Below are 23678 nucleotides of genomic sequence, written 5' to 3'. Positions count from 1 at the left end.
GATCAGAATGAATTATTTTAGAAAAAAACCGATGCCGCTAATAGGAGAAAAAACATCGGAATTGAAAAAAGACCTAAAAACAATGGATTTGATTTTACTTGGATTAGGAGCCATTGTTGGAACAGGCATCTTTGTGATCACAGGAACAGCAGCAGCAAATACAGCAGGACCCGCTTTGATCGTATCGTTTGTGATCGCTGCTTTTTCTTGCGTGTTATCTGCCCTTTGCTACGCTGAATTTGCTTCACGCGTTCCAGTTGCCGGAGGAGCCTACTCTTACGTCTACACTATTTTTGGAGAATTGGCGGGCTGGTTAGTCGGTTGGCTGATGATTTGCCAATATCTATTGGCTAACGCATCCGTTGCTTCTGGCTGGTCGGGCTATGTAAATGGCTTTTTAGATGGGATCGGACTAGGATTGCCGATGGCTTTACGCGCTTCCTATAATGCAGCAACCGGTTCTTATATCGATTTGATCGCGGTTTTAGTTACCTTAGGAGTATCGTATTTAGTGGTTCAAGGGGCTAAAAAAGCGCTCAGATTAAACAACTTAATGGTCATTGTGAAGTTTTCATTGATTGCTTTGTTTGTGATCGTCGGTGTCTTTTACGTCAAACCTGAAAATTGGACGCCTTTTGCGCCTTTTGGAATGAAAGGGGTCGTTTCGGGTGCAGCGTTTGTCTTTTTTGCTTTTCTGGGTTTTGATTCCGTCAGTACAGCTGCGGAAGAAACCAAGAACCCGCAACGCGATGTGCCTCGAGGCATTATCGGTTCTTTAGGGATCGCCACCTTATTATACATAGGGGTGACTCTAGTGCTTACGGGGTTGGTTCCTTTTGCACAATTAAATGTAAAAGACCCAGTAGCTTTTGCTATGCGCTTTATCGGTCAAGATGTGATCGCCGGTATGATTTCGGTAGGCGCCATTTTGACATTGTTGACAGTATTGATTTCGATGACTTACGGATTAGCTCGTTTGATTTACGCCATTAGTCGTGATGGCCTGCTGCCGGAAAAACTAAGCGAAGTAGATGAGAAATCGCATAGTCCTAAAAATGCTACCGCTACGGCAGGAGTCATTTCGGCCGTTTTAGCAGGATTTGTTCCTCTCGAACGATTAGCCGAATTAACCAATATTGTCACGTTGATGGTTTTTATCATCATTGCGGCCGGTATTATTCAATTGCGTAAAGAGTTTGGTCAACCCGGTGAAAAAGAATTTAAAGTTCCGTTAGTGCCATTCTTGCCGGTATTGTCTATTGCCGTCTGTCTGTACCTCATGATTCAGTTGTCTTTATCTGTCTGGTTGGCTTTTGGAGCCTGGTTGATCGTTGGCTTTGTTTTCTATGTAGCTTATGGGCACAACCACAGCAAATTAAATCTTTAAAAAGCTTCAGAAGTCTTTTTACTTCTAATTGTTGATGGATCTATCCTATAATAGCCATATAAACGAAGAGGGAAACGGAAAATACAAAACCGCTGACCGCTCGTTTGTAAGTGAATTCAAATTCTATATAGAAGGAGAAGGATAGTATGAAAACAGGTATGAGCAAAAAAGCTTTGATTGGTGCAACAACTTTAGCAACTTCTTTAGTTTTAGCAGCATGCAGCAGCGGAAATCAAGAGGACACAACGACTACGCCAAGCGAAGCTTCTTCAGAGATGATGATGTCAAGCGATCAAATGGACAGTTCCAGCATGATGTCATCGGACTCCAGTTCTTCAATGAGCTCTAGTTCCAGCACTGCAGATTCTAGTTCTTCTAGCTCTAGTAATACGGATGCCTCATCTAAAGGCATCGAAAACAAAACGTTTGATGTTAGTATGGAAGATGCTGTGAATAAATTTAAAGATGAATACTCAGATGCGGAAATCACATCTGTCAGCATAGACGAGGATTCAAACAATTATGTTTATAAAGTTGAAGGTTATAATGCAACGAACGAGGTAGAATTAGAAGTTGACGCTACCACCGGAGAAGTGATGAATAAAGACACAGACGATAAAGATAATGTCGATGATGATGAAGTCTTAGACTTAGCCGGACTGGTTTCACCGCAAGAAGCGATGAAAGCGGCATTGGATAAAGTCGGCAGCGGATACGCCAAAGAATGGGGTATCGATAGCAAGAATGGAACAATCTATTATGAAATAGACGTCGAAGGCAGCGACAGTGCGAATGATGATGTTCATATCGATGCTAAAACAGGAGAGTTTCTTGAATTTGACTAGAAAATAACTAGGTTAGCTGTGGGCCAGCCTTAACGATTAAATAAGTCGTAAGAAGCAGCTTTTACTGCTTCTTACGACTTATTTTGTGTTATACTGTTTTACATTGTTTTAAATTAAAAACTAAAAAAGAAAAAGTAGAAATGTAGGGATACTGATGGCTTTCGTAGAAATAATAAATGAATACAAACGCTATCAAATGGGGGAAACTACTATTTCCGCCAATGATGGCATATCTTTCGAGATTGAAAAAGGTGAATTTGCTGTGATCGTTGGACCGAGTGGTGCCGGAAAATCGACTGTTTTGAATATTTTGGGCGGAATGGATGTTGCGGACGAAGGGCAAATCATTGTCGATGGAAAAGACATTGCTGATTACTCCAAAAAACAATTGACTGGCTATCGTCGCGATGATGTGGGCTTTGTTTTTCAATTTTATAATTTAGTACCAAATTTGACAGCCAAAGAGAACGTAGAATTAGCTGGGGAGATTTCGCCACATGCGTTAGACGCTGAAAAGGTATTACAAGATGTCGGTTTGGGCCACCGATTGAATAATTTTCCTGCTCAATTATCGGGAGGAGAACAACAAAGGGTGGCCATTGCCAGAGCGTTGGCCAAACAACCAAAATTATTGTTGTGCGACGAACCAACTGGAGCACTAGATTATGAAACCGGAAAACAAGTCTTAAAATTGTTGCAAGATACTTGTAAAAATACAGGTACGACCGTGATCGTTATTACACATAACCAAGCAATTGCTCCTATGGCGGATCGGATGATTGAAATCAACAATGCTAAAGTTCGTGAAGTTACATTAAACCCCAACCCGACATCCGTTGCGGATATTGAGTGGTGAGGGGGTATAAAATGAAAAAGAAAGCGTTATGGAAAGATATCTTTAAAGAAATGTGGAAATCAAAAGCTCGATTCTTATCGATTTTTGCCATTATTACATTAGGCGTTGCTTTTTTTGCCGGGATCAAAGCAACCGGCCCAGATATGATTGATACAGCTGACCATTATTATCAAGATAAAAATTTAATGGATTTGAAAGTCGTATCTACTTACGGGCTGGAGCAAGAGGACTTGGAGTTGCTGGAAACCGTTAAAGGTGCTACTGTTCGAGGCACTTATAGCCAAGACGTGATTCTGCAGGATAGCAGATTAGTCACAAAAATCATGGGGTATCCAAAAGATGCAGGACAAGCATCCAATCAATATGCCGTTGAATCCGGACGGATGCCTGAAAAATCCGGTGAGATCGCTTTGGATGCTAATTTAACTTATACAGATGAGTATCAATTAGGCGATACGGTGACGTTGACAACAGATGATCAAGAAACCCCGTTGTCGGATACATTAGTTGTGGAAACGTATCAAGTCGTCGGATTTGTCCACAATCCTCAATACATTGAAAACTATGCCAGAGGCAGCAGTACCGTTGGAAAAGGAACATTGGACGGCTTTGCTGTGGTTTTAGATACCGACTTCGATAGCGATTATTTTACAGAGGCTTATCTGACCTTTTCTGATACAGCTTCGCTTGAAGCCTATTCAAAAGAATACGAAGACAAAGTTGAAGTGCACACGAAAGAAATCGAAGAACTTGTAAAAGAACAACCGCAAGAACGTTTAGACACCATCCAAAGCGAAGCACAAAAAGAAATCGACGAAGGCCAAGCTGAAATCGATGAAGCTAAAGAAAAATTAGCAGATGGCCAAAAGCAACTGGATGATGCCAAACAAACAATAGCGGCAGGTTGGGAAGATTACCAAGCGGGTCAGGAAAAGCTAACGACAGAAACAACCAAAGCCCAGGCGGAAATAGATGCCAATATCCAAAAATTAGCAGACGGCAAAGCCGAACTAGCTACGAAACGAGCTGAACTTGAAGCTGGACAAACGGAGTTAAATCAAGCTAAAGAAACGTTTGAGAATAAAAAAGCAGCAGCACAAGCTCAATTGAGTGCTGGGGCAAATGAACTGGATGCCAACCAGCAAAAAATCGATGAAGGATTGCAGGCGATCCAAGCAGCCGAAGCTGAATTGGAAGACGGCAAAGCAGCCATCGCTAGCGGCCTAGCTGAACTAGACACCAAAGCTCAAGAAATCCAAACGGGCGAAGCCGCACTTGCAAATCAAAAAGCTGAATTGCAAGCCGGACAAAAAGAGCTGGATGCGGCTAAGCGAACTTTTGAGACGCAAAAAAATCAAGTTCAAGACTTCTCAGCTACGGTCCGTCAACTAATAAATACTCCCATTGCCTCCGTTCCGGCTGAAACGCAGGCAACACTGATTGCAGCAGCTGGAGACGTCGATTCTTCCATGGGAGAGCTGCTAAGAGGTTATTTCAGCGGACAGCTGCCAGCCTCCGATGTTACTGCAGCTCTTGATTCCGTTCAGAATTCGTTGACAGCCGGCGAAGCAGAATTAGTTGCGAAACAGCAAGAAATCGACCAAGGCCAGCAAGCGATCCAAGCCGCTGAAACCGAACTAGCTGAAGGAAAAGCTGCAGTGAAAGCAGGTCAAGCTGAATTAACAACCAATCAGCAAAAAATACAAAGCGGCGAGCCTGAGTTAGCAGCTAAACGAGCTGAACTTGAAGCCGCCCAAACTCAATTAAACGAAGCCAAAGAAACATTTGAAGCCCAAAAAGCAGACGGAAAAGCTCAATTGGCCGCTGGTGAAGCTGAAATTGCTGCTAATCAGCAGCAAATCGATGCCGGTTTTCAGGCGATCCAAGCAGCCGAAACCGAATTAGCAGATGGCGAAGCTCAGCTGACTGAGGGGCAAGCAAAATTAGCTCAAGAAAAAGCAAATGGGGAAGCCGAATTGGCAGCGGCTAAACAACAGCTTGAAGCAGGACAAGCTGATTATGATACTGCTTTAGCAGAATTTGAAACAAAGAAAAAAGAAGCAGATAAAGAGATTTCCGAAGGTGAAGCCGAACTAGCGGACGCTAAAAAAGAGTTGGCAGCATTGACAGTCCCTGAATATTTTGTCTTTGATCGCAGTGTCAATCCGGGCTATGCTGAATTCAGTGATAATGCAGAACGAATTTCAGCCATCGCACAAGTTTTCCCGGTTTTCTTTTTCTTGATTGCCGCATTGGTGTGTTTAACAACTATGACCCGAATGGTGGACGAACAACGGTTGCAAATCGGAACGCTCAAAGCATTAGGCTATTCCAACTGGGATATTTCTAAAAAGTTTTTAGTTTATGCTTCGCTTGCCAGTATAGTAGGAACGGTCATCGGTTTAGTCATCGGCTACGAAGTTTTCCCGGCCGTTATTTTCAATGCCTATGGTTCTCTCTATAACTTGCCAAGTGTACGAATCACTTATTACCTCAGTTATGCGTTAATTTCATTTGCTATTGCGATTCTTTGTACGGTTGCTTCTGCCTATGTAGCTACGCGTGTTGAATTAAACAGCAATGCTGCTGAGTTGATGCGTCCAAAAGCACCGAAAATCGGCAAGCGCATTATGTTGGAACGTATCCCATTCATTTGGAACCGAATGGGCTTCATTCAGAAAGTAACCGCTCGTAACTTATTCCGCTACAAACAGCGCATGCTGATGACGGTCTTAGGTGTTGCCGGATGTACGGCCTTGATTTTAACCGGTTTTGGGTTATCCGATTCGATTGCGGATATGGCCGATTTGCAATACGGGAAAGTGATGAAATACGATGCATTAGTTGCTTATAACACAGACACAACTGAAGAAGATAAAGAGTACCAAGATTTTATTGGGTCACAAACGGATATCACAGGCCGCTTGGACGTGCTTCAAGAAACATACAGTGTTTCTGAAAAAGGCGTCAATACACAAGATGTAACGATTTTTGTACCTGAAGAAACGACTCAGCTAGCGGATTATGTGCTGCTAAACGATCGAAGTTCAGGAGAGAACTATTCGTTGTCCGATGATGGAGCGATCATTACTGAGAAATTAGCTAAGCTCTTTGATGTGAAAATTGGCGATTCTTTAACGCTGACCGATACAGATAACGATCAGGTGAACGTAACCGTAAATCAAATCGTTGAAAATTATACTGGTCATTATGTCTTTATGACAAAAGACTATTATGAAGCGGCTGTTGATCAACAACCTGATTACAATACTCAGTTGTTGAATTACGATAAAACAAAAAGTTGGGAAGACAAGCTGGGAAGCGAGTTAACGAATCAACCAAAAGTTGCTGCGGTCAACTTCGTTAGACAAATCAGCGGCGCTTTTGGCGACACAATGGCTAGTTTAGCGATCGTCACACTCGTCTTGATTGTTTCAGCAGGACTACTGGCATTTGTCGTGTTGTATAACTTGACGAACATCAATGTATCGGAACGGATCAGAGAACTTTCAACTATTAAAGTGCTAGGGTTTTACGATAAAGAGGTCACCATGTATATTTATCGTGAAAACATTATTTTAACCTTGATGGGAGTGGTAGCGGGATCCTTCCTCGGTATGCTATTGCATCGGTTTGTATTGTCTACTGCTGAAGTTGATATGATGATGTTTAGTCCCGATATTCAACCTTTGAGTTTCTTGTATTCAGGGTTGCTGACTATTTTGTTCTCGGGAATCGTAATGATTGCCATGCACATTAAATTAAAAGACATTGATATGATTGAAGCACTTAAATCAGTCGATTAACAGCAATAAGCTCACTTTTTCGTTTTTATGCGAAGAAGTGAGCTTACTTTTATTGAAAATCATTTTCCAAAGATAATAAGTGCTGAGATTATTTTCGTTCCAGCCGTTGGAACTGTATTGGGCTTTATCAAATCTCAAAAAAGTTTCGCGTTGTACGCTATACCAACTATATGATCGCCGGTTCGAATGAACGGCAGACATATGGTACATAAAAACAGGATACGTACCTTAACTGTACGATGAGACTGGACTTAAGGTACGCAAAACCAGGATACGTACCTTAACTGTACGATGAGACTGGACTTAAGGCACGCAAAATCAGCATACGGACCTTAACTGCACAATGAGACTGGACTTAAGGCACGCAAAACTTTTTGGTGACGGTAAGGACGAGAAACCTTTATCTGTATGGGTACATAAGTTAAGTTGATCAGTTGTGCTTTTCGGCTGCGGCCGAAAAGGTCCGATTGGAATGGATAAAGATGTTTGTATCCCATAGGAAGGACAAAATGGCAGCCATATAATACATAAGAACAAAATGCATTTTTTAGAAAACAGCTTTTAAAAGGAGGGAACACTTATTTATGCAACACTAGTGACAAAAAGCAAAAAAGACAACCAACATTAAACATCCCTTAACAGAAAAAGCACAAAACCCCTTAGAAAAAATCACTAAGGGGTTTTGTATCGAAAATACTTTAATCTGCTAGTCGATTGAAAAATTCTCGAACGTCTTGCCAATTGTTCATACGGTTAGGAAAGGAAATCTGTTTATTGTGATGTGCCGTGAATAATAAACCCGTTCCAGCAAAACCGTCAAAATGATGAACATGGTCGTCTATTAAATAATCAGCTTGAATAATACTTTTATTGCCGCAAAAGACAATGTTTTTCTTTTCGATAAACGGAAAATTACGCTGCATCCAATAAAACTTGTCATCAAAACTGTTTGGAAAATCCATTGCTGCTGAGGTGATAAAAATTTCGTGATGCAGCATCAATTCTTTTATTACTTCTTGTGCATCCTCAATAACTGGAAGGTCTTTAAAGAAGCCTTTTGTATTTCGGATAAATTTCATGATTTTTTCAGTTTCCGGATACAGTTCGCTAACATACTGATCCTTTAAATCGTTTAATTCGAGATCTGTTTCATAGAGATCATTGTACATTTGCAGATCTTTAAAATAAAAATCGGCGATGACTTCATCCATATCAATGGCAATTCTGACCATAAATCATCCTCCTCAATATTGATGTCGTTAGTCTAGTGCTGATCATTAAAAGTAGACAATTCAATTTTATAGTAATTCCACTTTTTATAGCTGACAACGACTTCCGCCACAGTTCCATCCTGTAGAATGGTTTTCTTGTCTTGACGGACGGTAGGTTCGTTTTCTTTCATGAGTAGGATAGCTGCAAGATCTTTTTCAGTTGGGAAAAAGATCTCATTGGTTTCTTTTGATTCCTGATCATACATACGAATATTAAAATCACTTTTAAAGCGATTATAAATAGAATCATAATAAGCTAAATTGGGGATATCTTTTTTGATAAATTGGCTGGGAATATAAGAAAAATGCAATAAGAAAGGATCTCCATCTACTTTCCGCACCCGCGTAATTTTATAATAGGTCTCATTTTTCAGCAATCTTAACTCTTTACGCATATTGGCGTCATTTTCTTCTTCGATACTTAAAACTTCTACTGTTTCTGTTTTGCCAGCAAAAACTTCAATATCTGAAAATTCAACAAGTTTTCTTTTACGCGAACGAGAGACATAAGTCCCTTTACCTTGATACCGCACCAGGTATCCTTCAGAGGCTAATTCTTGTATAGCTCGAATAACGGTAATAGAACTGACATTGTAAAGCTTTACTAATTCTGCTTCACTATAAAAGCGATCGCCGTGTTCAAATTCGCCGACTTCAATTTTTTTGAGTAAGTCATTTTTTATTTGTTGGTATTTTGGGATTTTCATTATGATCTCCTTTCTGAATAGTTACTCTTAATATATTAACTGATATCGCTTAAATGTGCCAATTTATTTTATTGTAAAAAGAATTGACAAATGTTACTTAGTATATTAATATACTAATTGTAAACGTTTTAGGAGAGGTGTAAAGATGAAAAAATTTGAAGTACAAGAAGATTTTTTGCTGGACGGTAAACCTTTTAAGATTATGTCTGGAGCAATTCATTACTTTAGAGTTCTACCAGAGGATTGGTACCATTCATTGTATAATTTGAAAGCGCTTGGTTTTAACACAGTAGAAACTTATATTCCATGGAATGTACATGAAGCGAAAGAAGGTGAATACGATTTTTCAGGCCGCTATGATATAAAACGATTTGTCGAAACTGCAGAAGAGTTGGGATTGCTTGTCATTCTTCGTCCTTCTCCCTATATATGTGCTGAGTGGGAATTTGGCGGATTGCCAGCTTGGCTGCTGCCTTATAAGGATATGCGGATACGGTCATCAGATCCCGCTTTTATGGAAAAAGTATCTCGTTATTATGAAAAACTTTTTGAAGTTATTACTCCGCTGCAGCTTGATCATGGCGGTCCCGTTATTATGATGCAAGTAGAAAATGAATACGGTTCTTATGGTGAGGACAAAGAGTACTTGAAGCTGCTGTACGACTTGATGCTTAAATTAGGGGTGACGGTTCCTATATTTACATCGGATGGGGCTTGGAGAGCTACACAAGAAGCTGGAACATTAACAGAAGCTAATATTTTAACAACCGGGAATTTTGGTTCTCGCTCAAAAGAAAACTTTAAAGATTTAAAAGATTTTCATGAATCAAAAGGGAAAAAATGGCCATTGATGTGTATGGAATTTTGGGATGGCTGGTTTAATCGGTGGAACGACCCAATTATAAAAAGAGATGGACAGGATTTAGCTCATGATGTAAAAGAAGCGTTAGAAATTGGAAGCGTTAACCTCTATATGTTTCATGGAGGCACCAATTTCGGTTTGATGAATGGCTGTTCTGCGAGAGGGCGGACAGATCTTCCGCAAGTCACCTCTTATGATTATGATGCACCATTAAATGAACAAGGGAATCCAACTGAAAAATATTATGCTTTGCAAAAAATGATGCAGGAACTGTTTCCTGATAGTGAACAGCAAGAACCGCTCGTGAAAGACAGCATGGAACTTAAGGCTATTCCATTGAATCAAAAAGTAAGTTTATTCTCGGTCATTGATGAGATCGTTGAAAAACAACAAGCTAAATATCCTGAAACAATGGAAGAATTAGGACAACAGTACGGATATACGCTTTATAGGAGCCGTGTAAAAAAAGACAGCAATGAAGAATTTTATCGCGTAATAGATGGCAGTGATCGAGTTCAGTTCTTTTTTAACGAAGAAAAAAAAGCTACCCAATACCAAGAAGAAATTGGAGAGAAAATTTATATTGCACCAAAAAACGACGTAAATCAGCTAGATGTTTTAGTGGAAAATATGGGCCGAGTGAATTATGGTCATAAACTTTTAGCGGATACTCAGCAAAAAGGAATTAGAACAGGGATAATGTCTGACTTACACTTCATTTTAGATTGGGAACACTATTGTTTAGAATTCACTAAACCCTTATCAATAGATTATGATAAAAAGTGGAAAGAAAATACACCTTCGTTTTATAGATATACACCAACTATTGATGAACCAAAAGATACGTTTATTAATATGGAATCATTTGGAAAAGGAATCGTTCTTGTTAATGGATTTAATATTGGGCGCTATTGGAACGTAGGACCGACATTGTCGTTGTATGTACCAAAATCTCTTTTACAGAAAGGAGAAAATGAAATCGTTGTCTTTGAGACAGAAGGTATTTGGTCTGAAATGATCAGTTTAGAAAAGGAACCTAAGTTTAAAAAACTTTAAAAAAATTGGAGGAAAATTAAGATGAGTATTACTGCTGTAAGAATAGATGGAAGATTGATTCATGGACAAGTAGCTAATTTATGGACTACGAAGCTGGGTATCAGTCGTATCATGGTCGTAGACGATGGTGTTGCTAATAATGCAATTGAAAAAAGCGGGTTGAAATTAGCAACACCAGCGGGAGTAAAACTAAGTATTTTACCAGTAGAAAAAGCAGCTGCTAATATTTTGGCGGGAAAATACGATTCACAACGTTTGCTGATCATTGCAAAAAAACCGGACCGTTTATTAAAACTGGTTGAATTGGGCGTACCGATCAAAGAAATCAATGTTGGAAATATGTCTCAGTCTGATGAATCAAAATCAATTACAAGATCGATTAATGTTCTAGACGAAGACATTGAAGATTTCAAAAAACTTAACGAAAAAGGTGTTGAATTGGTATCACAAATGGTACCAAATGATCGCGCAGAAAACTTTATGGCCTTGTTAAAACAACACGTTTAAGAATAGGTAGAGGAGGAAAAAATAATGGCAGTTGCATGGTGGCAAATTATATTGTTAACGCTTTACGCAGGGTATCAAATTTTAGACGAATTACAAGTTTATACTGGTCTTGCTCAACCGGTATTTGCTGGATTAATAGCTGGTTTAATCATGGGTGACGTTACAACAGGACTTATTATTGGTGGAAGTATGCAATTAACGGTTTTAGGTGTTGGAACATTCGGTGGTTCTTCAAAAATCGATGCCAATTCCGGTACTGTACTAGCGACAGCTTTTTCAGTGGGGATCGGTATGAATCCAGAACAAGCAATCGCTGCGATCGCTGTTCCGGTAGCTGGTTTAATGATTCAAATGGATATCCTAGGCCGATTTGCAAATACGTTTTTCGCTCATCGTATCGACACAAAAATTGAAGAAATGGATTATAAAGGCATTGAACGTAACTATCTTATGGGTGCCTTATCGTGGTCATTATCTAGAGCTGTTCCAGTGCTATTAGCATTAAGTTTTGGCGGAAGCTTTGTGAACTCTATCGTTGGTGTTTTGAACAACCAATTACAATGGTTAGGTGACGGATTAGCTGTAGCCGGTGCTGTTTTGCCTGCTGTTGGTTTCGCTATCTTATTACGTTACTTGCCCGTTAAAAAACATATGCCTTACTTGATTTTAGGATTTGTTATTACTGCACTGCTCACAACAATGTTTGGAAATATTCAATTGCTTGGCGGATCTATGGCTGGTGTAGTAGATGGATTTGCGAACACCTTTACAGGTATGCCAATGTTGGCAATTGCTCTAATAGGGTTTGCTCTTGCCTTTAGAGAATACAAACGCACGACAGAAGCGCCAAAAATTCAACATTCTAATGGTTCAGCATCAGAGGAAGGAGAAATAGAAGATGACGAAATCTAATTATAAATTAACCAAAAAAGACTTTAATCAAATCAATCGAAGAAGTTTGTTTGGATTTCAACTAGGTTGGAACTACGAACGGATGCAAGGGTCTGGCTATCTATATACTATTCTGCCTCAACTAAGAAAACTTTATGGAGATGGCACACCAGAACTAAAAGCAATGATGAAAACACATTCACAATTTTTTAATACAAGTAACTTTTTAAACACGATCGTTACAGGGATAGATATGGCGATTGAAGAAGAAGAAGGTATTGATGCACGGGAAACAGTAGCTGGAATCAAAGTTGGTTTAATGGGACCTTTTGCTGCCATTGGCGACTCGATTTTCGGAGCTCTGCTGCCGACGATTTTTGGTGCATTAGCTGCCAACATGGCAGTCAGCGGAAACCCGATTGGTGCTTTGCTTTGGATGCTGGTCAACTTCGCCGTTATGTTCTTCCGGTGGAAACAACTTGAAATTGCACATAAAGAAGGAGTCTCTCTGGTCACAACGATGCAAAGCCGACTAACTGCTATCACAGACGCAGCCACATTACTAGGAGTATTCATGGTTGGTGCGTTGGTAGCAACCATGATCAACGTTCATTTATCTTGGACACCTGTCATCGGCGACTTAGTTATTGATGTTCAAAATAACGTTGATATGATCATGCCTCGTCTTTTGCCAGCAGCAATCGTTGGAGCTGTTTACTGGTTGTTAGGTAAAAAGAACATTACTTCTACTAAAGCAATCTTTATCGTTTTAGTCGTATCTGTAGCTTTGTCTGCATTAGGCGTGATCGCAAAATAAGAACCAAGTAAAGGAATGAATAGAATGAATAACTTGATACTGGTAAGTCATGGGGATTTCTGTAAAGAATTAAAAAATAGCGCAGAAATGATCTTAGGGCCGCAAGAGAACATTTATACGGTCTCTTTATTGCCAAATGAAGGCGAAAAAGAATTTTCTGAAAAATTTGAAGCCGTTGCGGAACCGTTAGATGGCGACTATACAGTATTCGCTGATTTAATGGGCGGAACGCCTTGCAATATCGCTGCTAAAAAAATCATGAATGGATCGGACTTTAACTTATATGCAGGAATGAACATGCCAATGATCATTAGTTTCGTTAATGCATCGTTGGTCGGCAATACACAAACTCTCGTAACCGATGCACAAGAAAGCATTGTAAAGGTAAACGATTTATTAGCTGCTGATAATTTTGATGAAGAAGATGAATAGAATGGAGTCGAATAGATATGCAACTATTTACGAAATCGAAAAATGAACTGAAGGATTTGGGTGCATCGATCACAACAAGAGAGATTCAGCAACAACCTGAACTCTGGTCTGAAGCTTGGGAAAGTTATCAGAAACAGGAAGAAAAAATCCAAACCTTTCTAGAAAAGATAAAAAAAGAGGCCACAGGAAAAATTCGTGTTGTGTTTACTGGAGCAGGTACATCAGCTTATGTTGGCGATACAATTGTGCCTTATTTAAATCAAATGGGCGATACGAATGCTTTTTTATTTGAAAGTATCGCAACGACAGACATTGTTGCTTCTCCGAGAGACTACTTGCACGAGGACGACTGGACGATCCTAGTGTCATTCGCACGCAGTGGAAATAGCCCAGAAAGTATTGCAACCGTTGACGTTGCAAATACAGTCGTTAAAAACATCCGTCATATCACTATTACCTGTGCTGCAGAAGGTTCTTTAGCTAAAGCTGCTTCTCAAGATGAAGAAAACCTTTTGTTATTGATGCCAGAGCGTTCAAATGATCAAGGGTTTGCTATGACCGGCAGCTTTACTTGTATGACATTGACATCTTTATTAGTTTTTGACCAATCTGCTGCAGCAGAAAAAGAACAATTTGTAGCAACAGCGATAAAAATGGGGAAAGAAGTTGTTGAACAAGAAGAAAAGCTTTCGACTGTTTTGGCAACTGATTTTCACCGAATCGTTTATTTAGGATCTGGCAGTTTAGCAGGTTTAACACGTGAAGCACAATTGAAAGTGTTGGAACTAACCGCCGGTAAAATTTCGACCATGTTTGATTCTTCAATGGGCTTTAGACATGGACCTAAGTCGTTTGTTGATGAAAAGACACTCGTTTTTGTCTTTGTAAACAATGATGCTTACACTCGTCAATACGATTTAGATATTTTAAAAGAAATACAAAACGATCAAATTGCAAGCCAAACCGTTGCGATTGCTCAATCAATGGAAGAGGAAGGCTTTGAGGGTGAAGTGTTTGATTTTGATAACCAATACTCTTTGTTGCCTGAAGGTTATCTTGCTTTGCCATTTGTTATGGCAGCCCAGACAGTATCGTTATTGTCTTCTATTAAAGTTGGAAATACTCCAGATACGCCTTCTGCATCTGGGACGGTAAACCGTGTTGTAAAAGGAGTAACGATTCATTCATATAAGTAGTGCAGGGTAAATGAGAAAAGAGATGAGAGAATTGGAAAACTATTATATTTATGCAAGTCGTTTTTTCCTGCCGGGAGGAATGGAGCGAGAAGGCTATTTACCCATAGTAGATGGAAAATTTGGGACTTATTTAAAAACATTACCTGACAAGACGGGCAAAATAATTGATTATTCTGGGAAATGGATCGCTCCTGGTCTAGTAGATACCCATATCCATGGATTTAAAGGACATGATGTGATGGACAATGACTTTGAAGGACTCAATAGTATGTCTGAAGGTTTATTAAGTTGCGGTGTAACTTCCTTTCTTCCGACTACGTTATCTTCAGACGTTGAGAACCTAAACCAAGTCAGCCAGATGATCGGCGAACGTTACCAAGAAGTAAACGGTGCTAAAATTCAAGGTATTTTCTTCGAAGGTCCTTTTTTTACAGAAGAACACAAAGGCGCACAAAACCCTAACTATTTCGGTAATCCAGATAAGGATATTTTTGACCATTGGCAAGAACTTTCAGGAGGGTTGATCAGAAAAATAGCGATTGCTCCTGAAAGAGAAGGTGCAGCTTATTTTACTGAACAAATTTCTAAAGAGGGTGTTGCAGTCGCTCTGGGGCACAGTTCTGCTACTTATGAACAAGCTAAAAACGTGGTTTCTTCAGGTGCTTCAATTTTTGTTCATACTTACAATGGGATGAGCGGCCTGAATCATCGAGAACCTGGAATGGTTGGTGCAGCCATGGCAACGAAAGATACGATAGCTGAACTGATTTGCGACGGACATCATGTTCATCCGGCTGCAGCAGAACTGCTGATAAACATTAAAAAGCCAGATCACATTGCTTTGATCACAGATTGCATGAGAGCCGGCGGTATGCCGGAAGGGGATTATACATTAGGCGAATTCCCAGTTGAAGTAAAAGACGGTGCTGCTCGTTTGAAAGAAAGTGGGAGTTTAGCAGGAAGTGTTTTGCAACTGTTTGATGCCGTTAAAAATGTCTGCGATTGGGATATTGCTACAGTTGAAGATGCTATCCGAATGGCTTCTGTTGTCCCAGCAAAAAGTTGTCACATAGCTGATCGCTGCGGCAGTTTGCAAGCAGGCCACGATGCTGATTTCTTAGTCATTGATTCTCAGTTGAATCTACTTGAAACCTATTTAAACGGAGTATCTGTATATAAAAACGATAACTAAAGGATGAAAAAAATGTTGAAACTATCAAAAGCAAAAAAAGAAGCAATGGATCGTTTATCTACAAAAGAAGGCTATATCGAAGCTTTAGCTATTGATCAGCGCGGTGCTTTAAAAAAAATGTTCAAAGCTGAAAACCAAGAACCAACGGACGAAAGCATTATCGAATTTAAAAAAATAGTTTCAGAAGGACTGACGCCTTACGCATCTTCTATCTTATTAGATCCTGAATACGGTTTGGTTGCAGCTGATGCTCGTCATTCTGAAGCAGGCTTATTGTTGGCGTATGAAAAAACCGGTTATGACGCTGCCGTTCCGGGACGTTTACCTGATTTGCTGGAAGATTGGTCTGTGAAGCGGTTAAAAGGTAAAGGAGCCGACGCAATCAAATTCTTGCTTTATTACGATATTGACGATAACCCGGAAATCAACCACCAAAAACATGTCTTTGTAGAACGTTTGGGAAGTGAATGCCTTGGAGAGGACATCCCATTCTACTTAGAATTATTGTCTTATGACAACGCTATTCAAGATAATGCGTCAAGAGAATTTGCCAAAGTGAAACCGCATAAAGTCATTGAGATGATGAAAGAATTCTCTAAACCACAATATAAAGTGGATGTGTTAAAAGTTGAAGTGCCTGTAAACATGAATTTTGTTGAAGGTTTTGGACAAGAAACTGTTTATACAAAAGAAGAAGCGGCTGCTTTCTTTAAAGAACAAAGCGATGCGACTTACCTGCCGTTTATCTTTCTTAGTGCAGGTGTTTCAGCCAAACTATTCCAAGAGACACTCGTTTTTGCAAACGAATCCGGTTCTGCCTTTAACGGCGTGCTTTGTGGAAGAGCAACTTGGAAGAATGGAGTCCATCACTTTATAGCAGATGGAGAAAATACTGCAAACGAATGGCTTGAAACAGAAGGCAAAGATAATATTGAAAGCTTGAATGAGGTAGTCGAACGCACAGCTTCTTCATGGCACGATAAAGTAGAAGTTGTTGAATAAAGGAGAGACCAATTTGATACTGACGGTTACAATGAACCCTTCTATAGATATTTCCTATCCAATTGAAAGTTTGAAGCTAGACGACATCAATCGCGTCTCTGAAGTTTCGAAAACGGCAGGAGGCAAAGGACTGAACGTTACACGCGTCATCCATGAACTTGGTAGTTCTGTTATAGCTACGGGGATAGTCGGAGGACACCTTGGAAACCAAGTTAAAGAGCAGTTGGATTCAGTTAGCATAGCGCATGACTTTTATCCTATTGCACAAGAGACTAGAAATTCTATTGCTCTGTTGCATGATAACGGGAAGCAAACAGAAATTCTTGAGTCTGGTCCAAACGTTACACGATCAGAGATAGATGGTTTTATGACAACCTTTCATCGCTTGTTAGACACTGTTGAACTGTTAACTATTTCTGGCAGCTTAGCGAAAGGCTTGCCAGATGATTTCTATGCTCAGCTCATTATGGCGGCCAAAGAAAAAGGCGTCGATACATTGCTGGATACTTCTGGAAAGGCTCTAGAAGAAGCTTTGAGAGGCGAACAAAAACCCAAATTGATAAAACCGAATTTAACCGAAATCAATGATTTACTAAAGACAGATTTGGACCCTGAACAGCCTAAAGAGTTGAAACAAGCATTGAACCACCCGCTATTTCAAGGGATAGAATGGATCGTGGTGACATTAGGAGGAGATGGCGCAGTTGTGAAACACAATGGTCTCTTTTATCGTGCCACTCTGCCTAAAATCGATATTGTTAATCCAGTTGGATCAGGCGATGCTACCATTGCTGGCTTAGCCTATGCTTTAAGCCGTTTTGAATCGGACGAGAGTACAATAAAGACTGGTATGACCACTGGGATGTTAAATGCCTTAGAATCGGTTACAGGTCATATCAATCTGGATAATTTTCAGAAATTTTATAACCAAGTTCAAGTAAAACTTTTTTAAGGTGTTCTAAAATGCCATTGGAAAAGAGTGAATAGGGATAGACAGGAAAAAAAATAAAGCGAATCAATTACATTTCTAAAGTAAAATACCGGTGAGTTATCAATTTGATTTGATAACTCACCGGTATTTCATTTTCTTTCAGTTTGATTTTATCCTTAAGAACGCTCTTTAAAAAAGCGGTGAATAAAATACGACGAAAAAATAATGTTCACTAAAATAGCGATAGCACTGCCAATGACGGTGTCGAAGACGCGGTTAAGCGCATAAAGATGCGTTGCTCCAGCAGGAATCGTAAAATAAGTGATCATATAAGTTGCCGTCCCGCCAATGATACCTTCATGATAATTTAAACGATCGCAGATAATGATCACGAGCATTTGACCAATGGCTACGCCGAATAGTTCCACAATAAAAGAATAGCCTGTAAATTGTTGGATCAAAACAAGAAGAGTCGCAATCAAGGCACCAACAGCATTTCCGAAAATCCGTGTCTTTCCGAAATCAAAGCTGGTTCTCCAGTTTTCTCTTAAAGAAAAAACAGCTGCTAATGCGGCCAAAGCAGGAGTTCCACGATTCGTATAATGGAAAAGCAGCATACAAAGAGCTACGGCAATACCCGTTTTGATCGTACGCATACCAATTTTATAATTTTTAAACACTTGCTTCACTCTTTCTTCCGTTGAGTTGCTTCGCTAATGGCTTAGAATCAACTCTGATACTTTCTATCATACACGAAAAACTGTCTCGTGTGCATAAGTGGGCTATTTTTTAGCAGATTTTTTAGGAAAAGCCGGAACGAGCCGGTTGACACCGATGGCGATAAACGTTCCAATAAATGCATCAAAGAGCCGTTGTACGGCATAAAGGACAGCATTATCTAGAGGAATCGTATAGTAAATAATGAGAAAAGCAGCAGTAGCACCGATGATACCAGGGTTGTTCCCGATACGATCACATAAAACAATAATAAAGATGACCGCAAGCGGCACACCGATCAGCTCAAACCAAAATGTCTCTCCTAAAAAATGCTGTATCAGTACAAAGGCCGTAGCGGTCAAAGCTCCGATCGAATTGCCCAAAATGCGTGTTTTTCCAAAGGCATAGCTGGTTTTCCAGTTTTCTCTTAAAGCATAGATAGCAGATAAGCAGGCAATCATAGGCGCTCCGCGATCAAAAAAATGAAATACTAAAATACAAATAGCAACAGCCAGAGCTGTTTTGATCGTTCGCATCCCTAGACGGTAATTTCCAATAGTTGACATCGTTTCATCTCTTTCTGTCTTTTGTTGAACCAAATGAGTTCTTTCGTTTATAGTAATACAAAAACCGATTGAACAAAACTAATATCCAAGAACGCCTGTCTTTTCATAGAGTTTTTCCTGGAAATGAGCTATTCTTGAAGAAGCGGAAGGAGACTATGCAATCATGACGATTAGTTTAAGAACCATAAAAATTACGCTGGCCACTGTGCTTGCGATTCTTTTAGCAGAAATGTTGCAGTTAGATTATACGGTATCTGCAGGAATCATTGCTATTTTAAGTGTGTTAGATACCAAAATATCTTCTTTAAAGACAGCTGGGCAAAGAATTGTTTCCACTATTGTAGCACTAACCATCGCAGCGGTTTTATTTCAATTAGTTGGTTTTACTACGTTTGTTTTTGGGCTGTATCTTCTGATTTATGTACCCATTGCTTATAAATTAAATGTACAAGCGGGGATCGCGCCTTGTTCCGTTTTGGTAAGCCACCTTTTATTAGAGCAAAGTACTTCTTTTAGCTGGCTTATGAATGAATTTCTTTTAATGGTGATAGGCGCAAGTTTAGCCGTTTTATTCAACCTATATATGCCCTCAAAAGAGACTCAAATTCAAGAGATGCAGCATACCGTTGATGAGAAAATTAAAGGAATATTGCTTTATTTTGATCAAACATTGCGAGAAGGATTTTCAGGAAATGACGATTACCAGCTGATTCAAGAACTAGAAACGACTTTAGATGACGCTATTCGGATTGCGTATACAGAATTTGATAATCAATTAATGAAACCTCAATTCTATGAGATCCATTATTTTGAAATGCGAAAAGTACAGGCATCGATCCTAAAACAGATGGCTACTAATTTACGATTTTGTCATTTGCCAACGAAGCAAAATAAAATATTGGCTGGCTTGTTTTATTTAACCGCCCAGCAATTACATGAAAGCAATCCTGGTACTTTTTTAATGCAGGATATTCAAGAATTATTAAATTACTTTCGAACGAGTCCGCTGCCGCAATCTCGTGAAGAATTTGAAAATCGAGCAGTCTTATTTCAATTATTAAATGAGTTCACCCGTTTTATTGAAACAAAACAACTTTTTTATGAAAAGTATGCTCCAGAAACCAAATAGACAATTTTGCGGACGGTCAATAAAATCCAAAGGAGCGGCTCTTTATATCAAGTAGTGTTGGCGACTCTCTGGAATTTACGTGTTTGCTTGTAGAAAGCCATGAGCCCTTGGGTCTCCAGGTTTTCAAGGCTACAAACAGCCCCTATTCCTCCAAAAATTTCAAGATTGTAGCATACAGTCATTTCACTTACCAACACCAAAATGATAGAACCAAAAAAAGCTTTTAATGATGGAAAAGATTACCACACTGAATGTTGTGCATAGTGAGATTGGTTAATAAAAAAAAGGTGGAATTTATAAAATGATTAAATTAATTATTACAGATATGGATGGGACTTTTTTAAACAGCAAAGGCGATTTTGATCGGCTGCTATTTAAGCAAACAAATGATGTAATGAAAGAACAAGGCGTTTTCTTCGCACCTTGTACAGGGAAGCAATGTGAACGTGTAGAAGAATTGTTTGAAGAAGATGCAGCAGATTTGTGGATTCTGGGAGATAGTGCGACTCGAATCAAACACAATGGTCAGTTTGTTTATGAATCGTTGATTCCAAATGCATTAGGGCTGAAAGCTATTGAAGCCTTAGAAGAAATTAGTCTAGAAAATACTATTATTGCTTGTACTCAAAACGGAGCAGTGGTCAAAAAAGATATACCTGAAACTGAACTTCATTATGTTAAAGGTTCTTACGCAGAAGTGATCGAAGTAGAAGATTTCCAAGATATCTCAGATGATTTTTTAAAGATCACACTCCATGATCCTTTAGGACAATGTGTGCCTACAAAAGAGAAAATGAGCAGCTTTGAAGACCGTTTGTACATAGTGGCTTCTGAAGATACTTGGATCGATATTGCAGATTTCGCCGTCCATGGTGGCTTACACAGGAAGTTTTACGAGCGCTAAACTAAGCGTCGACAACACCAAACAAGCGACTTACTATCTGAAAAGAAAGGTCTCGCTGATCACGACATCAATAAATTTACGGGCAAAGCTGTTAACGAATAGTATTTCGATTAGTTATTGATTAGCCGAGGTACTCGACAGTAGTCGTTCCCCATCCAAAAATATCGCTTAGAACGCCGTAACCAATAAATAAATTGAAAAGAATACAGCAAACACACGAGAGATAAAGCAATTTATAGAGTGTGTTTGTTTTTTTGTTCCTTTTTATAACGATTGGCGCCACAATAAGTCCAAAAGGAGCAATCAAAAAACTAACAAAAGAGAGAATCAGCAAGATAAGTCCTTCATCTTTATCTGAAGAGCCTCTGATGAAATCCAACTTTCGATAAGAGTCCTCGATTTTAATTTCGTTCTCTTCAATTCTTTTTTTTAGGTCTTGATTTTCTTTTAATAGTTCATCGATTGATATTTCATAATAGTTGCTTAACTTTACAAGATTATCTAAATCAGGGTAACTGTTTCCGTTTTCCCATTTAGAAATAGACTGACGAGAAATTTGTAAATGATCCGCGACGTCTCCTTGTGTAAATCCTTTATTGATTCTGCTCTCTTTTAATCGTTCTGCTAAAGCCAACCCGTTTCCTCCTTTGTATTTTGTCATTTTCTATCATACCGAAAGCAGATGGGTTTGACCATCCGTTAATCGAAATTTTTTCTTGTTTAGTGGTTCGCACATCTAAAAACTGCTTTAAACCAACGATGTAAACCATTGGTTGCTAAGATGTAAACTGTTGCGTGCTTTCTATTTGGGACGAGCTGCTGGATAATTAAGGCATTGAAAGAAGAAAAAAGATATCAAGCCAGACAGGAGCAACTGCTTTTCTATAACCATTTTTAGTCAGCAGGACAAATCAAAGGCGCGTCATTTTTTGGAGGGAAGCAGATGAAAAAGAAAAAAGGGTATTTGGTTTTTCAACTATTATCAGGTATTGTTTTTGGTTTAGCGATTATCGGATTATTCAATCAACAGATTGGAATCGGATACGGTTTATTAGCTTTAGGGTATATCTTGCTTAGAAGAGCAGACAAAATTGAATGATTTTATTCGTTCACAAGGAGATTAGAACATGTATGAAAAAATAAAAAAAATGATCCTCTTTAGCGTTTTTTTCTTATTATGTCTTTTTTTTGGATTTGCTTCGATTGGAATAGTAACATGGATTTTAAATTAAAAAGGATTGTAGAGTACGAGGATTAGGGCAAGCCGTTTTTTGAGATGATAATTTCACAATATTAGAAAACGCTTTCTGTTGATGGTATAATAAACTATATAGAATAGAAAGCGGGGGGATACAATATGAAAAAGTTCGGTTTCCTTTTTAGTTTATTCTTTTTAGCTCTTATCCTATCTTCTTGCCGTTTTTTTAATCAGGGTGAGCCAGACAGCGATTCTTCCATCAGTCAGTCAAGTTCTGAAGAAAGCAGGGTGAGTTCCAGTTCTGCAGAAAGTTCAGCAACGAGTTCGAGCCAAGAAGCTGCATCTAGTTCTAGTTCAACAGCTGAAGAGCCGGAAAGTCTGACATTAGCTGCTTATTTTCCAGATACAGCCAATAAGCATTACATCTATGAAGGCGAAGGCAATGAATTTGCCAGTTACGATGTTTACACCGATTATGTTAAAGACAACCGGCAACAAATCAGAAAAAATAATGGTGGAACAGAAGAAGTAATGGTTATTGAATTAGAAAAAGACCAAATAAAGACTCGCTTGTCCCGCGGCGAAGCTTATTCGCGAGAAAATTGGCTTGACCAAGAACCGGGAGAAGAAGAGGGAACTGAAGTCCTGCTTAAAGCACCTTTAAAAGAAGGAACGACTTGGCCAGCAATAGGGGAACGGACACGGACGATCACGGGAATCAATGTTTCCGTTGAGACACCGATGGGGACTTATGAAACGGTAGAAGTGACCACTGAAGGAAGCGAAGACAAAGTAGTCGATTACTATGCACCGGATATAGGGCTGGTAAAAACCGTGTTTACGTCAGACGATTACAATGTGACATCCACATTGAGTCAGATTGAAACCGATGTGCCATTGCTTCAAACGGTACGTTTTTATTATCCTAATGCTGATGGAGAGACGCTATCTTATGTGGATAAAGAATTAGCTTTCAAAACCAACGATGTTACTAAAAAAGCTATTGAATTGGCTTATAAAGAATTGCCGAATGAATCTGTTGGAAAAGTTCTATCAGACAATACCACCATTTTGAGTTTGTATTTGAATACCGACGGAAGAGTGTATGTCGACTTCTCTAAAGAATTGATTTCAGAAATGAATGCAGGATCTGCTTATGAAACGTTGATTTTGCAAAGCATCGTCAATACTATTGGCGGGTATTATTATATGAATGAAGTGTATCTAACGGTTGAAGGACAACCTTACAGCACAGGACATATTCAAAAATAAGAAGGCAAATCCTTTACAGTAAATACCGAAAACAGCAGTGAATTGCAGTAAACGCAAACGAGAAGATGCAGCAGGGGAATTTACCTCATTTGCTGCATCTTTTTTTGTTGAAAAACAAATGAAATAAAGAAAAC

Annotated in this window: 23 protein-coding genes; 18 read left to right on the top strand and 5 right to left on the bottom strand. The window is 39.2% G+C overall.

Going from position 1 to position 23678, the window contains the following annotated elements:
- Positions 1–7 precede the first annotated feature (7 nt).
- The 4 genes from JHE06_RS08725 (at position 8) to JHE06_RS08710 (ending at position 6894) form a co-directional block, all read left to right on the top strand.
- The gene (locus JHE06_RS08725) at positions 8–1387 is read left to right on the top strand and encodes an amino acid permease (RefSeq protein ID WP_201088544.1); all 1380 of its coding nucleotides are present in this window, start codon (positions 8–10) and stop codon (positions 1385–1387) included.
- A gap of 146 nt (positions 1388–1533) precedes the next feature.
- Positions 1534–2232 carry a PepSY domain-containing protein gene (locus tag JHE06_RS08720; protein ID WP_201088543.1) on the top strand — a complete coding sequence of 233 codons (699 nt, stop codon included), beginning with the start codon at positions 1534–1536 and terminating at the stop codon, positions 2230–2232.
- Positions 2233–2386: 154 nt separating this feature from the next.
- On the top strand, positions 2387–3088 hold the full coding sequence (locus JHE06_RS08715; RefSeq protein WP_058918965.1) for an ABC transporter ATP-binding protein: 702 nt from the start codon (positions 2387–2389) through the stop codon (positions 3086–3088).
- A gap of 11 nt (positions 3089–3099) precedes the next feature.
- A complete protein-coding gene (locus tag JHE06_RS08710; protein ID WP_236253489.1) occupies positions 3100–6894 on the top strand; it encodes an FtsX-like permease family protein in 3795 nt (1264 codons plus the stop codon).
- Between the two features lie 698 nt (positions 6895–7592).
- On the opposite strand, the gene JHE06_RS08705 is transcribed toward JHE06_RS08710, so the two are convergent.
- Both JHE06_RS08705 and JHE06_RS08700 read right to left on the bottom strand, forming a co-directional pair.
- The gene (locus tag JHE06_RS08705) at positions 7593–8126 is read right to left on the bottom strand and encodes a 5' nucleotidase, NT5C type (protein ID WP_201088542.1); all 534 of its coding nucleotides are present in this window, start codon (positions 8124–8126) and stop codon (positions 7593–7595) included.
- Positions 8127–8158: 32 nt separating this feature from the next.
- Entirely contained in the window at positions 8159–8872 is a 714-nt protein-coding gene (locus JHE06_RS08700) for a GntR family transcriptional regulator (protein WP_201088541.1), read from the bottom strand.
- 145 nt (positions 8873–9017) lie between these two features.
- On the opposite strand from JHE06_RS08700, the gene JHE06_RS08695 reads away from it, so the two are divergent.
- From JHE06_RS08695 to lacC, 9 genes are read left to right on the top strand one after another with little or no spacing between them, the layout of a single operon-like run.
- Positions 9018–10790 (top strand): glycoside hydrolase family 35 protein, encoded by a 1773-nt coding sequence (locus JHE06_RS08695; RefSeq protein WP_201088540.1) that lies wholly within the window; start codon positions 9018–9020, stop codon positions 10788–10790.
- A 21-nt stretch (positions 10791–10811) separates the two neighbouring features.
- Positions 10812–11297 carry a PTS system mannose/fructose/N-acetylgalactosamine-transporter subunit IIB gene (locus JHE06_RS08690; protein ID WP_201088539.1) on the top strand — a complete coding sequence of 162 codons (486 nt, stop codon included), beginning with the start codon at positions 10812–10814 and terminating at the stop codon, positions 11295–11297.
- A 24-nt stretch (positions 11298–11321) separates the two neighbouring features.
- Positions 11322–12209, top strand: coding sequence for a PTS mannose/fructose/sorbose/N-acetylgalactosamine transporter subunit IIC (locus tag JHE06_RS08685; RefSeq protein WP_201088538.1), 888 nt, complete (start codon positions 11322–11324; stop codon positions 12207–12209).
- Positions 12196–13005 carry a PTS system mannose/fructose/sorbose family transporter subunit IID gene (locus JHE06_RS08680; RefSeq protein ID WP_201088537.1) on the top strand — a complete coding sequence of 270 codons (810 nt, stop codon included), beginning with the start codon at positions 12196–12198 and terminating at the stop codon, positions 13003–13005. The genes JHE06_RS08685 and JHE06_RS08680 overlap by 14 nt, the downstream gene beginning before the upstream one ends.
- 24 nt (positions 13006–13029) lie before the next feature.
- Positions 13030–13437, top strand: coding sequence for a PTS sugar transporter subunit IIA (locus tag JHE06_RS08675; protein WP_201088536.1), 408 nt, complete (start codon positions 13030–13032; stop codon positions 13435–13437).
- A 17-nt stretch (positions 13438–13454) separates the two neighbouring features.
- The gene (locus JHE06_RS08670; RefSeq protein WP_201088535.1) at positions 13455–14633 is read left to right on the top strand and encodes an SIS domain-containing protein; all 1179 of its coding nucleotides are present in this window, start codon (positions 13455–13457) and stop codon (positions 14631–14633) included.
- A gap of 10 nt (positions 14634–14643) precedes the next feature.
- Positions 14644–15825 carry an N-acetylglucosamine-6-phosphate deacetylase gene (gene nagA / locus JHE06_RS08665; RefSeq protein WP_236253488.1) on the top strand — a complete coding sequence of 394 codons (1182 nt, stop codon included), beginning with the start codon at positions 14644–14646 and terminating at the stop codon, positions 15823–15825.
- Positions 15826–15837: 12 nt separating this feature from the next.
- The gene (gene lacD, locus JHE06_RS08660) at positions 15838–16827 is read left to right on the top strand and encodes a tagatose-bisphosphate aldolase (protein ID WP_201088534.1); all 990 of its coding nucleotides are present in this window, start codon (positions 15838–15840) and stop codon (positions 16825–16827) included.
- Between the two features lie 13 nt (positions 16828–16840).
- Positions 16841–17779, top strand: a complete 939-nt coding sequence (gene lacC / locus JHE06_RS08655) for a tagatose-6-phosphate kinase (protein ID WP_201088533.1) — start codon at positions 16841–16843, stop codon at positions 17777–17779.
- Positions 17780–17934: 155 nt separating this feature from the next.
- Here lacC and JHE06_RS08650 read toward each other — a convergent pair whose 3' ends face one another.
- The gene (locus JHE06_RS08650; RefSeq protein WP_231726772.1) at positions 17935–18438 is read right to left on the bottom strand and encodes an FUSC family protein; all 504 of its coding nucleotides are present in this window, start codon (positions 18436–18438) and stop codon (positions 17935–17937) included.
- Between the two features lie 102 nt (positions 18439–18540).
- The gene (locus JHE06_RS08645; protein ID WP_201088532.1) at positions 18541–19041 is read right to left on the bottom strand and encodes an FUSC family protein; all 501 of its coding nucleotides are present in this window, start codon (positions 19039–19041) and stop codon (positions 18541–18543) included.
- 163 nt (positions 19042–19204) lie between these two features.
- On the opposite strand from JHE06_RS08645, the gene JHE06_RS08640 reads away from it, so the two are divergent.
- The 3 genes from JHE06_RS08640 (at position 19205) to JHE06_RS08630 (ending at position 21195) form a co-directional block, all read left to right on the top strand.
- Positions 19205–20170, top strand: a complete 966-nt coding sequence (locus JHE06_RS08640) for an aromatic acid exporter family protein (RefSeq protein WP_058918962.1) — start codon at positions 19205–19207, stop codon at positions 20168–20170.
- Between the two features lie 301 nt (positions 20171–20471).
- Complete coding sequence (locus JHE06_RS08635; RefSeq protein ID WP_201088531.1) at positions 20472–21074, top strand: HAD family hydrolase; 603 nt, start codon at positions 20472–20474, stop codon at positions 21072–21074.
- On the top strand, positions 21040–21195 hold the full coding sequence (locus JHE06_RS08630) for a DUF5626 family protein (RefSeq protein ID WP_201088530.1): 156 nt from the start codon (positions 21040–21042) through the stop codon (positions 21193–21195). Before JHE06_RS08635 ends, JHE06_RS08630 begins: the two co-directional genes overlap by 35 nt.
- Here JHE06_RS08630 and JHE06_RS08625 read toward each other — a convergent pair whose 3' ends face one another.
- Positions 21196–21708 carry a helix-turn-helix domain-containing protein gene (locus tag JHE06_RS08625; RefSeq protein WP_058918959.1) on the bottom strand — a complete coding sequence of 171 codons (513 nt, stop codon included), beginning with the start codon at positions 21706–21708 and terminating at the stop codon, positions 21196–21198.
- A gap of 309 nt (positions 21709–22017) precedes the next feature.
- Here JHE06_RS08625 and JHE06_RS08620 point away from each other — a divergent pair, with 309 nt between their 5' ends.
- Positions 22018–22173 carry a hypothetical protein gene (locus JHE06_RS08620; RefSeq protein ID WP_156413271.1) on the top strand — a complete coding sequence of 52 codons (156 nt, stop codon included), beginning with the start codon at positions 22018–22020 and terminating at the stop codon, positions 22171–22173.
- A 258-nt stretch (positions 22174–22431) separates the two neighbouring features.
- Positions 22432–23544 (top strand): GerMN domain-containing protein, encoded by a 1113-nt coding sequence (locus JHE06_RS08615; RefSeq protein ID WP_201088529.1) that lies wholly within the window; start codon positions 22432–22434, stop codon positions 23542–23544.
- Positions 23545–23678: the final 134 nt, after the last annotated feature.

The organism is Carnobacterium sp. CS13, from assembly GCF_016653495.1.
Taxonomy (GTDB): domain Bacteria; phylum Bacillota; class Bacilli; order Lactobacillales; family Carnobacteriaceae; genus Carnobacterium_A; species Carnobacterium_A antarcticum.
This window is presented reverse-complemented; position numbering and strand designations above follow the sequence as displayed.